The 12206-nt window shown below is 69.5% G+C and carries 13 protein-coding genes; 6 read left to right on the forward strand and 7 right to left on the reverse strand.

Annotation, left to right across the window (positions count from 1 at the left end; all coding sequences use genetic code 11):
• Positions 1–23 precede the first annotated feature (23 nt).
• The 3 genes from ACFQUV_RS00255 to ACFQUV_RS00265 all read left to right on the forward strand — a co-directional run bounded on the left by ACFQUV_RS00255 (position 24) and on the right by ACFQUV_RS00265 (position 1693).
• Entirely contained in the window at positions 24–701 is a 678-nt protein-coding gene (locus ACFQUV_RS00255) for a pyroglutamyl-peptidase I (RefSeq protein WP_165364177.1), read from the forward strand.
• A gap of 113 nt (positions 702–814) precedes the next feature.
• Positions 815–1015 (forward strand): CsbD family protein, encoded by a 201-nt coding sequence (locus ACFQUV_RS00260; RefSeq protein WP_129611544.1) that lies wholly within the window; start codon positions 815–817, stop codon positions 1013–1015.
• Between the two features lie 483 nt (positions 1016–1498).
• A complete protein-coding gene (locus tag ACFQUV_RS00265) occupies positions 1499–1693 on the forward strand; it encodes a hypothetical protein (protein WP_378393924.1) in 195 nt (64 codons plus the stop codon).
• Here ACFQUV_RS00265 and ACFQUV_RS00270 read toward each other — a convergent pair.
• From ACFQUV_RS00270 to ACFQUV_RS00280, 3 genes are all read right to left on the reverse strand, one after another.
• Positions 1663–1986: a hypothetical protein gene (locus ACFQUV_RS00270; protein ID WP_129611542.1), complete on the reverse strand. Its 324-nt coding sequence runs from the start codon at positions 1984–1986 to the stop codon at positions 1663–1665. The two genes, ACFQUV_RS00265 and ACFQUV_RS00270, sit on opposite strands and share 31 nt — an antisense overlap.
• Positions 1987–2323: 337 nt before the next feature.
• Positions 2324–3034, reverse strand: a complete 711-nt coding sequence (locus ACFQUV_RS00275; protein WP_129611541.1) for a hypothetical protein — start codon at positions 3032–3034, stop codon at positions 2324–2326.
• Positions 3031–3600: a sigma-70 family RNA polymerase sigma factor gene (locus ACFQUV_RS00280; RefSeq protein WP_129611540.1), complete on the reverse strand. Its 570-nt coding sequence runs from the start codon at positions 3598–3600 to the stop codon at positions 3031–3033. The genes ACFQUV_RS00275 and ACFQUV_RS00280 overlap by 4 nt, the downstream gene beginning before the upstream one ends.
• A gap of 636 nt (positions 3601–4236) precedes the next feature.
• Between ACFQUV_RS00280 and ACFQUV_RS00285 the strand changes: the two genes are divergently transcribed.
• Genes ACFQUV_RS00285 through ACFQUV_RS00295 form a run of 3 tightly spaced genes read left to right on the forward strand, consistent with a single transcriptional unit; the run spans position 4237 to position 6707 of the window.
• Positions 4237–5799, forward strand: coding sequence for an acyl-CoA carboxylase subunit beta (locus ACFQUV_RS00285; protein WP_129611539.1), 1563 nt, complete (start codon positions 4237–4239; stop codon positions 5797–5799).
• Positions 5800–5840: 41 nt separating this feature from the next.
• A complete protein-coding gene (locus ACFQUV_RS00290; RefSeq protein ID WP_111385084.1) occupies positions 5841–6218 on the forward strand; it encodes a hypothetical protein in 378 nt (125 codons plus the stop codon).
• A gap of 27 nt (positions 6219–6245) precedes the next feature.
• Entirely contained in the window at positions 6246–6707 is a 462-nt protein-coding gene (locus ACFQUV_RS00295) for a biotin/lipoyl-containing protein (protein WP_378393927.1), read from the forward strand.
• 177 nt (positions 6708–6884) lie between these two features.
• Here the strand turns inward: ACFQUV_RS00295 and ACFQUV_RS00300 are convergent, their stop codons facing one another.
• The 4 genes from ACFQUV_RS00300 to ACFQUV_RS00315 all read right to left on the reverse strand — a co-directional run bounded on the left by ACFQUV_RS00300 (position 6885) and on the right by ACFQUV_RS00315 (position 12149).
• The gene (locus tag ACFQUV_RS00300) at positions 6885–8219 is read right to left on the reverse strand and encodes a dicarboxylate/amino acid:cation symporter (RefSeq protein WP_129608483.1); all 1335 of its coding nucleotides are present in this window, start codon (positions 8217–8219) and stop codon (positions 6885–6887) included.
• A 147-nt stretch (positions 8220–8366) separates the two neighbouring features.
• Positions 8367–8918 (reverse strand): NADH-quinone oxidoreductase subunit B family protein, encoded by a 552-nt coding sequence (locus ACFQUV_RS00305; RefSeq protein ID WP_129608484.1) that lies wholly within the window; start codon positions 8916–8918, stop codon positions 8367–8369.
• A gap of 247 nt (positions 8919–9165) precedes the next feature.
• Positions 9166–10683, reverse strand: a complete 1518-nt coding sequence (locus ACFQUV_RS00310) for an NADH-quinone oxidoreductase subunit C (RefSeq protein WP_129608485.1) — start codon at positions 10681–10683, stop codon at positions 9166–9168.
• Between the two features lie 5 nt (positions 10684–10688).
• Positions 10689–12149 carry a hydrogenase 4 subunit F gene (locus tag ACFQUV_RS00315; RefSeq protein ID WP_129608486.1) on the reverse strand — a complete coding sequence of 487 codons (1461 nt, stop codon included), beginning with the start codon at positions 12147–12149 and terminating at the stop codon, positions 10689–10691.
• Between the last annotated feature and the right edge of the window lie 57 nt (positions 12150–12206).

Here is a 12206-nt window from a genome sequence, read left to right on the forward strand (position 1 = left end):
TCCCTCGGGAACAACGGCGACGCATGACAGCGACGATCCTGGTCACCGGCTTCGGACGGTTTCCCGGCGCACCGTTCAATCCGGCGGCCGATCTCGCCACCGCGCTGGTGCGTCGGCGACGCCCGGCGCTCGCCGGCGTGCGGCTCGTCGGCCATGTGTTCGCGACCCGCTGGGACGAGGTCGACGGCACGCTGCCTCGCCTCGTCGCGCAGGAGAAGCCCGACGCCGTGCTGCTGCTCGGCGTCGCGGGCCGCGCCGACCGCGTGCGCATCGAGCAGGTCGCGCGCAACCGGACGAGCGTGCTGTTTCCCGATGCGGGCGGGGCGCGCCGCGCGCATCTCGGCATCATGGCGGGCGCGCCGTTCGTCCGCCGCGGCCGCTTCCCCGCAGCGGCCTTGCAGGCGGCGCTGCGGACGCACGGCATCGATGCGGCCTCGTCGCGCAACGCCGGCACCTATCTCTGCAACTTCGCCTATTGGCGCGCCCTCGACGCGGCGGACCGCGACGGCGGACCGCGGCTCGTCGTCTTCGTGCATGTGCCACCGCTGCATCGTCTCGGTCTGCATCGTCTCGGTCTGCATCACCTCGGTCGGGCATCGCCGCGCCGACTGTCACGTCGGTGTTACGTCGCGGCCGAGCGGGCGCGTCTGCTCGCCACCCTTGAGGCCCTGCTGGTGAGCATCGCGGCCGCCGTTCGATAGGCTGTCGGCCCGCGAGATCAAGAGACCCCGGCCGACATTTGAGCGCGGTACCATGCGGAACCGCGGCGGACCACGCCGGTTGGTGCGGTATCAGGCAACAACGGAGGCACCGCATGAACTGGGATCGCATCGAAGGCAACTGGAAGCAGTTCCAGGGCAAGATCAAGGAGCAGTGGGGCAAGCTCACCGACGACGACCTGACCGCGATCGAGGGCCGCCGCGACCAGCTCGAAGGCAAGCTGCAAGACCGCTACGGCTACACGCGCGACCAGGTGAAGAAGGACGTCGACGACTGGCTGAACCGCCACTCCTGATCACGATCTCACGTCCGGTGTCCGGAGTGCTCCCCCGCGCTCCGGACACTCGGCACCGCGACGAACGCCGCGTCGCCGCCCGGTGGCGCAGCGTTCGTCCGTGGTGGCCCTTCACACTCCCGCCCCTTACCCGCCCGTCATGGACATCTGAGAACCACGGCTCCCTGGACCGCCGTGCGGGCGATCGACGCCGGCGGTCTGCGCCGCGGTCGCGGCGCCGCGTCGGTCGGCAGGCCGACTAAGTAATCCAACCAGCGCGCCGAGGCCCCATCGGCTGCGATACTGAGCATGGGCCCGACCACTGCCGGATCGAGGAGATCGGCAGGCGGGACATCGCAGCGCGAGCGGCCGTCGTTTTCGGGTTCCGTCGGCAGGGCGTCGGCCCGGGCGCATCCCGCCCGCTCCCTCTTGCCGGACGTCATCGTCGAGAAGACGACGCCTGCGAAGAAGACCAAGAGACTGGCGAGGCGAGACGTGAAGGTCGTGACGGTACGCTGCCCCTATCGCGGGCGCGCGGTGTCTACTGGAATCGAGATCGAGGACGCGGAGTTCGCCCGCCTGCCCGACACGCTGCTGGTGACGCGCTGCCCGCTCTGCGGGCTCGAACACGTGGTGTGGACCAGCGAAGCGTGGCTGGAGCCGGTGCGCTACGACAGAAGCGCCGGCGAGCCGACCTGAGCGGCAGGCTCCGCCGGCGTCGGGACGCTCGTCGTCGCGGGGTGGGGCTCGGCGTCCGCCGGTTCGGCCACCGGCAGGCCGGCCGTCACCGGCAGGCCGGCGGTGATCCCCTCGTCACCAGGCCGGGTGCCCTCCGGCGCCCCGTCCCAACGGGCGGCCGCGGTGCTCCACACCTCCACCTCGTGGACCGCATCGCGCATGCGCAGCACGAGCTCCTGCTCGGTGAAGTAGCGGCGCCATCGTCCGCTGCGATAGAGCTCGACGAGATGCGCCCGGCGGCGCTCCGCCAGCATCAAGCCTCGGCGAAGGGTAGCGGCCGAAATGGCACGCGGAATCGGAGAGGGCATCGGGTGCGCCCGCTGAGCTGACGATTCTGATGGTGGAACACGCGCACAAGGACGCGTACAGAAAGCGACCGACTCGGTACGCGATGCTGTGGCCACTTTATGGCGATACCGCCGTGACAGGCGAGCAAAATTTTTCGTGGCGGCCTCGATCGCGACGGAGGGCAGAACCGTTTTAGCCCGGATTGGCGGGCTTTCGGCGCCCCCCGTTCTGCGGCGCTTCATCGACGCATGCGAGACATGCGGAAGGCCACGAGGGAATCCCGTCCGGCGCGCCCGGGCGACGTCACTGGGCCTTGGCGACGAAGCCGACCACCGCCGTCTCGGCCTGCCAGGTGGCCAGCAGGCGGGCGAAGTCGTCGTCGGTCAACGCCTCGCCGGCGACGCGAACGCGATAGAGACCGCCGGGCTTCGGCCCGTCCACGATGGTGGCGCCGCGCGCCTCCAGCACCCTGGCGATGTCAGCCGCCGTCGCCTGCGGGACGAAGCGGACGAGGGCGAACGCCCCGGCCGCCGGAGCGGCCGAGCCGGCCGGCGCATCGTAGGAGGCCATCTCCAGCACGGCCCCGCCGCGCTCGCCGACCGCCAGGCCGGCAATCAAGCCGGCCTGCACCAGGATCACCACGGCGGCGGCGGCACCGGCCCAGGCCACCGCCCGCGGCGACAGCACGTCCAGCACGGCGGCAATCCGGCTCAGCACCGCGGCTGGGCCACGACGCGAGGCGGCACGCGGGTCGCGCGCCACCGCGTCCTGCGTCATCGCGGCCATCACGCGGTCCAAGGCGCGGGCCGACGGCGCTCCCAGGCTCTCGTTGAGATGGATGGTCTCCAGGTGCTCCTCGCGCACCAGCTCGTAGCGGCGGGCGAGCTCCGGATCGCGGGCCAGCGCCTGCTCCACCGCCTCGGCCTCGGCCCGCCCCAGGGTGCCGGCCGCATGCCAGGGCAGCATCTCCTCGAGGGCGGCCCGATCGAGACCCCGTTCGTGCGTCGTCGTCATGGCCAACCTCGTTCGACCCCGGCCGCCTTCAGCAGCTCGCCCAGCCTCTTGCGCGCGTAGAACATGCGCGTCTTCACGGTGTTCCCCGGGATGCCTACGATCCGCGCCACGTCCTCCACCGAGCGTTCGTGGTAGTAGACGAGGTCGATGATCTCCCGGTGCTCGGGCGACAGGGACATGAGGCACTTCTGCAACACCGCACTCTTGTCCTTCTTCTGAGCCGCGACCTCCGGATCGTCCGAAGGGTCCTCGATGGCCGCCGCCGCGTCGTCGTCCAGCGCCTCGTCGCCGCGCCGCCGGATCGCCGACAGCGCCTTGAACCGCGCGATGGCGAGGAGCCAGGTCGACACGGCGCTGCGTCCCTCGAAACGGTCCGCCTGGCGCCACACGTCCAGAAACACCTCGCCGATCATGTCCTCCGCGATCGTCTCGCTGCCCACGATCCGCAGCACGAAGCGATAGACGCGGACATGGTGCCTCGAGAACAGCACCTGCATGGCGAGCCGGTCGCCAGTCGCGATCCGGCCGATCAGCTCGGCATCCGAGGTGGCGGGATCGGCGTTCAACGGTCGGCTCGTGAGGGTAGTCGCGACCAAAAAGTCGGCGGTTCAAACGCGAACGTCATGAATGGGCCCATCCCCCCGCATGCCGGCCCGGGTGCGACCTTCCTGCAACACCCGGCTGCGCCCCATCGCGCCAACACGGGCGCGCACGGGGGAAGATCGCGGCCTTCCCCCTCGCCGCCCCGGCCCGGCGCCGTGCGCAGCAGCCCGTGCACGGCAGCCCCGCACACCCGATTCTGCGCGCATCGGGAGGCTAACACGGTCGGCACGACGATTCATCGCTCGAAAGCCCGACCGGCTAGCCAGTCCCTAATCGGGGCCGGTGCGAGACGCCACGACCCTCGCCGCGGGGCGAGCGGCATGCCGACGCAGCCGGTCGGCCGACCCGCGACCTGACGTCATAGCGGCGTCCCGCAGACCCCGGCCCCGGATCACTGCTTATTGATTCGTCTAGGATATATGGCGCTAGTGCATAACTGCCGCGAGGCCGGGGGATTCGACGAAGCAGCGGCCTTATGGTGTAGTCGCCCCGGCCGCGGTTCACGAACACTGATCTGGCCGAGGCCGCTTTGGTGCGGTGGACGGGGCACGCGACGCGACGTCGTCATTCATCAGGCATCGCGGAACAGGGGGGCGAGCATGCCGCTCGACGAGGAACTACGGTCGACGCTGGCGCGGCGACGCGACAAGGTGATGGCGGCCGGCGGCGCCAAGAAGACAGCCGATCGGCATACCAAGGGGCTGATGACGGCGCGTGAGCGCCTCGCCGCCCTGCTCCAGGACGGCACCTTCCAGGAATACGGCGCCCACATCCGCCACGGCTGCACCGCCTTCGGCATGTCCGAGGTGGACATCCCGGCCGACGGCGTGGTGGTCGGCACCGGCTATGTGGACGGCCGCCAGATCGCCGCCTTCAGCCAGGACTTCACCGTGGTCGGCGGCACGCTCGGCAAGTCGCACGGCCAGAAGATCGTCTGGGCCCAGGACTACGCCGAGAAGAACGGCGTTCCGCTGGTCGGCTTCAAGGACTCGGGCGGCGCCCGCATCCAGGAGGGCATCGACGCCCTCTCGGGCTACGGCGAGGTGTTCTACCGCAACGTCTCGCTCTCCGGCGTGGTGCCGCAGATCGCCATCATCGCCGGCCCGTGCGCCGGCGGCGCCTCCTACTCTCCCGCGCTGATGGACTTCATCATCATGACGCGGAAGAACGCCCAGATGTTCATCACCGGCCCGCAGGTGATCAAGGCGGTGTCGGGGCGCGACGTCAGCATGGAGGATGTCGGCGGCGCCGAGATGCACGCCGCGGTGAGCGGCAATGTCCATCTCCTCGCCGACGACGATCGCCACGCGGTGGAGCTGACCCGCAAGCTGCTGTCGTTCTTCCCGAGCAACAACACCGACGATCCGCCGCACGATCCGAGCCCGCAGCTCGACATGGAGCCGGACCCGGGGATGGACGCCCTGGTGCGTTCGGACGCCTCCGACCCGATGGACATGCTGGCCATCCTGCGGCGCGTGCTCGACGGCGGCGACCTGTTCCAGATCCACGCCAATTTCGCCAAGAACCTGATCGTCGGCTTCGGCCGCGTGCAGGGCGTGGTGGTCGGCGTGCTCGCCAACAACTCGATGGAGAAGGCGGGCTGCCTCGACATCGACTCCTCCGACAAGGGCGCGCGGTTCATCCGCTTCTGCAACGCCTTCAACATCCCGATCGTGACCTTCGTGGACGTGCCCGGCTTCCTGCCGGGCACCGACCAGGAGCGCGGCGGCATCATCCGGCACGGCGCCAAGATGCTGTTCGCCTATTCGAGCGCCACCGTGCCGAAGATCACCATCGTGACCCGCAAGGCGTATGGCGGCTCCTATCTCGCCATGTGCAGCCAGGAGATGGGCGCCGACGTGGTGTTCGCCTGGCCGACCGCCCAGATCGCCGTGATGGGCGCCGAGGGCGCGGTCAACATCCTGTACAGCAAGGAGCTGAAGGCGATCGAGGACGCCGAGGCCAAGAAGGCCAAGCGCAAGGAGTTCGTCGAGCACTATCGCAACGAGTTCGCCTCGCCCTATCTGGCCGCCTGCAAGGGCTACATCACCGACATCATCGAGCCGGAGCTGACCCGCGCCGTGGTGTCGATGTCGCTCCGCAAGCTGCTCACCAAGCGCGAGCTGCGGCCGCCGAAGAAGCACGGCCTGATCCCGCTCTGATCGATGTCGCAGCCAGTCCAGCCAAACGGAGTTCGCCGGTCATGAATCCGGAGATGCTCGAGGGCATCCTTCTCTATCTCTACGGCTCGTTCCTGGTGAGCGCCGTCGTCGCCGCCCTGACCGCGATCGTCACGGTGCGGATCATGACGGGACGCAACGCGGAGCGAAGCGCCGCCGCGGCCGTACCGGCCCCGGCCGCCACCGCGGCCATGCCGGCCGCAGCCGTGCCCGCCGCGGCTCCGGCCGTCGCGGCCGGCCCGAGCGCCGACGACTATGCCGTGGTCGCCGCCATCGCGGCGGCCGCCTTCGGGGCCCACCGCATCGTCTATATCGGCGAGGCGCGGTCCGGCTCCGGCTGGGCGGCGCAGATGCGCAGCCGCCATCACAGCTCCCACGCCCCCTATCACCCCAACCATTGAATCGCGCCGCTCGGGACGAGACCAATCATGATGAGACACCTGAGGATCACAGTCGACGGCCGGGTTTTCGACGTCGTCGTCGAGGACGTCACCGAGTCCGGCGGGGCGTCCGGCTACGCCTCCATCCCGGCGCCGGTCGCCGCCCCCGTGGCCCCGCGGCCCGCGCCCGCCCCCGTGGCACCGCCGCCGCCTGCCCCGGCAGCCGCTCCCGCCCCGGCCCCCGCCGCGCCGGCTCCGGCCGCGCCCGCCGCCAAGGGCGCCGGCCCGAGCGGCGGCGCCGACGACCGCCTCGCCCCGCTCGCCGGCGTGGTGCTGGAGGTCAGCGTCTCGGTGGGTGACAGCGTCGATGTCGACGACCAAGTGGTCGTGCTCGAAGCGATGAAGATGAAGACGGTGATCGGCGCCCACAAGGCCGGCAAGGTCACCGGCGTGCATGTGAAGTCGGGCGACGCCGTCGACGCCGACCAGCCGCTGGTGACGATCAGCTAGAGCATTTTCCGGCGAAGTGGGACCCGGTTCGCCGTCGAAAATGCGATCGAATAACGACTTCTAGAGCGGGGCCGATCCAGTTGGATCGGATACCGCTCCAGTCTTCCCGGATACGGGACACCAGAAAGCCGGCCGCGCTCGCGGCCGGCTTTTTTCGTCGTCGCTCGGCCGGGACCGTCAGACCGCCTCGCGCATCGCTCCCGCATCGCTGGCCGGCGCTTTTCCGGCCATGGCGTCGCGCAGCTTGCCGCGATCGAGCTCGCCCTCCCACCACGACACCACGATGCAGGCGACGCCGTTGCCGACGATGTTGGTGAGGGCGCGGCACTCGCTCATGAACTTGTCGATCGAGAAGACGATCGCCATGCCGGGCACCAGCACCGGGTTGACCACCGACAGTGTCGCGGCGAGCGTGACGAAGCCGGCGCCGGTGACGCCGCTCGCGCCCTTCGAGGTCAGCATCGCCACCAGCAGGATGGTGAGCTGGTCGCCGTAGCTCAGCTCGACCCCCATGGCCTGGGCGATGAACAGGGTGGCGAGCGTCATGTAGATGTTGGTGCCGTCGAGATTGAACGAATAGCCGGTCGGCACCACGAGGCCCACCACCGACTTGGAGCAGCCGAGCGCCTCCAGCTTGCGCATGAGCTGCGGCAGCGCGCTCTCCGACGACGAGGTGCCGAGCACGATCAGCAGCTCGTCCTTGATGTAGGCGAGGAAGCGCACGATGCGGAAACCGGCGATGCGGGCGATGGTGCCGAGCACCACGAACACGAACAGCGCCGCCGTCATGTAGAACAGGCCGACGAGGCCGGCGAGATTGCCGAGCGCGGCCGGGCCGAACTTGCCGATCGTGTAGGCCATCGCGCCGAAGGCGCCGAACGGCGCCGCCTTCATGACGATGGCGATGACGCCGAAGACGCCCTGCGCCAGCTCGTCGATCAAGGTGCGCACGCCATGGCCGCGATCGCCGAGCAGCATCAGGGCGAAGCCGAACAGGATCGAGAACAGCAGGATCTGGAGAATGTCGCCGCGCGCGAAGGCGCCCACCACGCTGTCCGGAATGATGCCGAGGACGAAGTCGACGGTGCGGTGCTCGCCCGCCTGCTTGGCGTAGCTGGCGACCGCCTGGGCGTTGGCCTGCGCTCCGATGCCGTGGCCGACCTGGAACAGGTTGCCGACCACGAGGCCGATCACCAGCGCGAAGGTCGACACCACCTCGAAGTAGAGCAGCGCCTTGACGCCGACCCGCCCGACCTTCTTGGCATCCTGGATGTGGGCGATGCCCGACACCACGGTGCAGAAGATGATCGGGCCGATCACCATCTTGATGAGCTTGATGAAGCCGTCGCCGAGCGCCTTGATCCACTCGTTGGTGGCGATCTGCGGCTCCAGCCAGCCGAGCAGGCCGCCCACCACGATGGCAAAGAGAACCTGCACGTACAGGGTCTTGTAGAAGGCTTTGCGGGCGCGCGCCGGCGTTCCCGCCTCCACATGCAGGGTCATGGTCGACATCGGGCTCTCCGGATCGAACGCATCGATTGACAATGCGGTGGAGAGTCACTGCGACGCAGCGCCGCTGTCCATCAGTAGAAATGACCGTTTTGGTAGAACTTTGGTCGCAAGCCTCAACCTCGACGAGAGTTTGGCCGCCGCCTCCCCTCAGCGGGCGCGAATGGTCTCCGCGCCCGGACGGGCCTTAGCGGCCTGGTCGATCAGCGCCACGAGCCCCTGCAACAGGTCGATCGGGCGTGGCGGGCAGCCGCGGATCGTGAGATCGACCGGAATCACCTTGTCGACCGCACCGACCACCGCGTAGCTGCCCTCGAACACGCCGCAGCCGGCGCCGCAATCGCCTACCGCCACCACCCACTTGGGATCGGGCGTCGCCGCATAGGTGCGCTCCAGCGCCACCTTCATGTTGCGGGTGACCGGCCCGGTCACCATCAGCACGTCGGCATGGCGCGGCGAGGCGACGAAGCGCAGGCCGAAGCGCTCGCAATCGTAGACGGCGTTGTTGAGCGCGTGGATCTCCAGCTCGCAGCCGTTGCAGGAGCCGGCATCGACCTCGCGGATCGCCAGCGAGCGACCGTAGACGCGGCGCACTCGCGCCTCCAGGGCACGGCCGACCTCCTCCAGCGCGGCGGTCGCAGGGTCCGGCGCCGGCACGGTGACGGGCCTGGCGAACAGCGACTTCAGGATCAGCGTGCGCATGAGGGCCTCGTCGCGAGGAAGCGGCCTCCGGGCATCGCCGCCGTCCTCATACTGTTTCCGGTGATCAGTTCGCCGTCGTTCCGGGGCGCGGGCACCCGGATCGGCGCTTCGCGCCGTCCGGGCGTCGCGAACCCGGAACCCAGCGAAACACGACATCCAGCGGCAAACTCCAAGCTCTCGGCTGGATTCCGGACAGCCGCTTCGCGGCTTCCGGAATGACGACCGAATTGATCAGCCGGATCTCGTATCACAGGTCGTGTCCCGAGTAGGAGCAGTTGAACGACTTGTTGCACAGCGGGAAGTCGGCCACGATGTTGCCCTCGATGGCGGCTTCCAGCAGCGGCCACTGGAACCACGAGGCGTCGCGCACATGGCAGCGCGCCACCCGTCCTCCCGCTGCGAGCCGCACCCACACCAGCAGATCGCCGCGGAACGCCTCGGTGACCGCGATGCCCTCGCACGGGGCCACCGCCTCGGGCACCGGCGCCAGGATCGGCCCCTCCGGCATGGTCGCCAGCAGCGCCCGGATCAGCGTCGCCGAGGCGGCGATCTCCCCGATGCGCACCCGGATGCGGGCGTCGACGTCACCGGCGGTGAACACCGGCACGTCGAAGGCGCGACCCTCGTAGGGCGGATAGGCGAGATCGCGCCGCGCGTCGAAGTCGCGCGCCGAGGCGCGCCCGACCGGCCCGCCGGCCGCGAAGCGCACCGCGAGGTCGGCGGCGAGATGGCCGGTGCCACAGGTGCGATCCTGGATCGACGGCGTGTCCTCGTAGAGACGGACGATCTCGTCGAAGGCCGGCAGCAGCGCATCGAGCGTGGCGACGATCATGCGGGCGGCCTCGGCCGTGATGTTGGCGGCGACACCGCCCGGCACGATCGTGTCCATCATCAGGCGGTGGCCGAACACGGCGGCGGAGAGCGCCAGGATGCGCTCGCGGAAAATGCCGCAATGGGCCAGCACGATCGCGAAGGCGGCGTCGTTGCAGATGGCGCCGACATCGCCGAAATGGTTGGCGAGCCGCTCCAGCTCGGCCATCACGCCGCGGATGGCGGCGGCGCGCGGCGGAACCGCGATGTCGAGCGCCGCCTCGACGGCACGCGCGAACGCGAAGCTCGCCGCCACGGTGGAATCGCCGGAGAGGCGCGCCACCCGCTCGGCGGCGCGGGCGATCGGCACATCGGTGGTGAGCGCGTCGATCCCCTTGTGGACGTAGCCGAGGCGCTCCTCCAGCCGCACCACCGTTTCGCCATTGGCGGTGAACCGGAAATGGCCGGGCTCAATGATGCCGGCATGCACCGGGCCGACGGGGATCTGATGCAGCGCCTCGCCGATCACCGGCAGCATCTCGTAGTCGGCCGGATCGCGCCGCACCGCCGGGCCGGCCGCACCGAGCGGGGCCGCACGGTCCCACGCCCCGTGGTCGAGCCACGGCCGGACGTCGGGCGCCCCCTCGGGCTCGTAGCCGAACAGGTCGCGGATCGCCCGCTCCGGCCGGATCGCCGGCGGATGCCAGCGGCCGACCGACGGGAAGCGGCCATCGACCACCGCGGTGGAGATCACGCACGGCATCTCGCCGACCATGCGGATCGCCATGTGGACCAGTCCGGGCTCGCCCCACAGGGCGAGAAGCTCGCGCTCGCCGGCGCCGAGCGCCTCGGCGATGGTGGCGAAGACGGCGGCGTCGACCTCGTGACGCGGCCACGGACGAAGTGGTCCGGCAGGAACGTCGGCGAGCAGAGCGGAAACCCGATCCTGACGCATCGCGATCACCCGAGCAGCGAGGCGACGCTGCGGAACCAGCGCACCAGCGCCTCCGGCAGCCACAGGCCGGCGACCAGCGCCAGCGCGAGATGGACGAACAGCGGCACGTAGGACGCCTCCACCGGATCGGCCTTTCCGCGCGGCTCGCCGAACACCACCTGCTGGAGGCGCAAGAGGAGCGCCCCGAGCGCGACCAGCAGGCCGACGACCAGGATCACGGTGAGGATCGGCTGGTGCGTGAAGGCGATGGAGATCAGCAGGAACTCGCTGGTGAACACGCCGAACGGCGGCAGCCCGACGATCGCCACGACGCCGAGCGCGAAGCCGACCGCCAGCATCGGATGGGTCGCCGAGAGGCCGCCGAGATCGGCGAGACGCTGGGTGCCCTTGGCCTGGGCGATGTGGCCGACCGCAAAGAAGATCGCCGACTTGACCAGCGAATGCATGCTCATGTGCAAGAGGCCGGCGAAGTTGGCGAGCGGCCCGCCGATGCCGAACGCGAAGGTGGCGATGCCCATGTGCTCGATCGACGAGTAGGCGAACAGCCGCTTGATGTCGCGCCGCCGGTACAGCATCAGGGCGGCGAACAGCACACTGACCAGCCCGAGCGTCATCATGATGGCGCCGACGTCGATCGCCCCGGCATTGCCGGCCAGCACCATCTTGAAGCGCAGCAGCGCATAGAGCGCGACGTTGAGCAGGAGGCCCGACAGCACCGCCGAGATCGGCGTCGGGCCTTCGGCATGGGCGTCCGGCAGCCAGGCGTGGAACGGAGCCAGCCCGACCTTGGTGCCGTAGCCGACCAGGAGGAACACGAAGGCGAGCGACAGGAGTCGCGGCTCCAGCTTGGCGGCGTTGACGAGAATCTGGTCCCACGCCATCGCCGGAACGCCGCCGCCGATGACGCTCGACGACACCATGTAGATCAGGATGGTGCCGAAGAAGGCCAGCCCGATGCCGACGCTGCCGAGGATGAAGTACTTCCACGCCGCCTCGATGGCCTCCGGGGTACGGTAGAGCCCGACCATCATCACGGTGGCGAGCGTGGCCACCTCCAGCCCCACCCACATCAGGCCGATATTGTTGGAGACGAGCGCCAGATTCATGGCGCCCATCATGGCTTGGTACATGGCGTGGTAGAAGCGCAGGAACACCGGCGTCAGCCGGCCGATGTCGAGCTCGTGGCCGATATAGCTGGCGCTGTACACGCTGGTCGAGAAGCCGACGAAGGCGGTGAGGACCACGAGGAAGATGTTGAAGTCGTCGACGATCAGGAAATCGCCGCGCACCCGCGGCGCGACCAGCAGCATCAGCCCCGCCACGAGCGTGAGACCGGAGGCGAGCACGTTGAGGCCGGCGCCGAGCCGATAGTTGGAGATGACGGCGAGCACCGGAATCGCGAGCGCCGGGATCAGCAGAACCAACGCCACCGGCGGCAGCGGCAGAGCGGCGACGAGGTCGGTCATCGCATCCTCGTCGAACTCTGAGTCGCCATGTCGGCGCGCGTCGCGGACATGACCAGG

The organism is Rhodoplanes sp. P11 (assembly GCF_964266735.1).
In the GTDB taxonomy this organism is placed as follows: Bacteria; Pseudomonadota; Alphaproteobacteria; order Rhizobiales; family Xanthobacteraceae; genus Rhodoplanes; species Rhodoplanes serenus.

What these genes read in the sequence shown, in the direction of transcription:
- ACFQUV_RS00255 (WP_165364177.1), top strand. Translation starts at nt 24, where the DNA reads ATGACAGCGACGATCCTGGTCACCGGCTTCGGACGGTTTCCCGGCGCA.
- ACFQUV_RS00260 (WP_129611544.1), top strand. Translation starts at nt 815, where the DNA reads ATGAACTGGGATCGCATCGAAGGCAACTGGAAGCAGTTCCAGGGCAAG.
- ACFQUV_RS00270 (WP_129611542.1), bottom strand. Translation starts at nt 1,986, where the DNA reads ATGCTGGCGGAGCGCCGCCGGGCGCATCTCGTCGAGCTCTATCGCAGC.
- ACFQUV_RS00275 (WP_129611541.1), bottom strand. Translation starts at nt 3,034, where the DNA reads ATGACGACGACGCACGAACGGGGTCTCGATCGGGCCGCCCTCGAGGAG.
- ACFQUV_RS00285 (WP_129611539.1), top strand. Translation starts at nt 4,237, where the DNA reads ATGCCGCTCGACGAGGAACTACGGTCGACGCTGGCGCGGCGACGCGAC.
- ACFQUV_RS00290 (WP_111385084.1), top strand. Translation starts at nt 5,841, where the DNA reads ATGAATCCGGAGATGCTCGAGGGCATCCTTCTCTATCTCTACGGCTCG.
- ACFQUV_RS00295 (WP_378393927.1), top strand. Translation starts at nt 6,246, where the DNA reads ATGATGAGACACCTGAGGATCACAGTCGACGGCCGGGTTTTCGACGTC.
- ACFQUV_RS00300 (WP_129608483.1), bottom strand. Translation starts at nt 8,219, where the DNA reads ATGTCGACCATGACCCTGCATGTGGAGGCGGGAACGCCGGCGCGCGCC.
- ACFQUV_RS00305 (WP_129608484.1), bottom strand. Translation starts at nt 8,918, where the DNA reads ATGCGCACGCTGATCCTGAAGTCGCTGTTCGCCAGGCCCGTCACCGTG.
- ACFQUV_RS00310 (WP_129608485.1), bottom strand. Translation starts at nt 10,683, where the DNA reads ATGCGTCAGGATCGGGTTTCCGCTCTGCTCGCCGACGTTCCTGCCGGA.
- ACFQUV_RS00315 (WP_129608486.1), bottom strand. Translation starts at nt 12,149, where the DNA reads ATGACCGACCTCGTCGCCGCTCTGCCGCTGCCGCCGGTGGCGTTGGTT.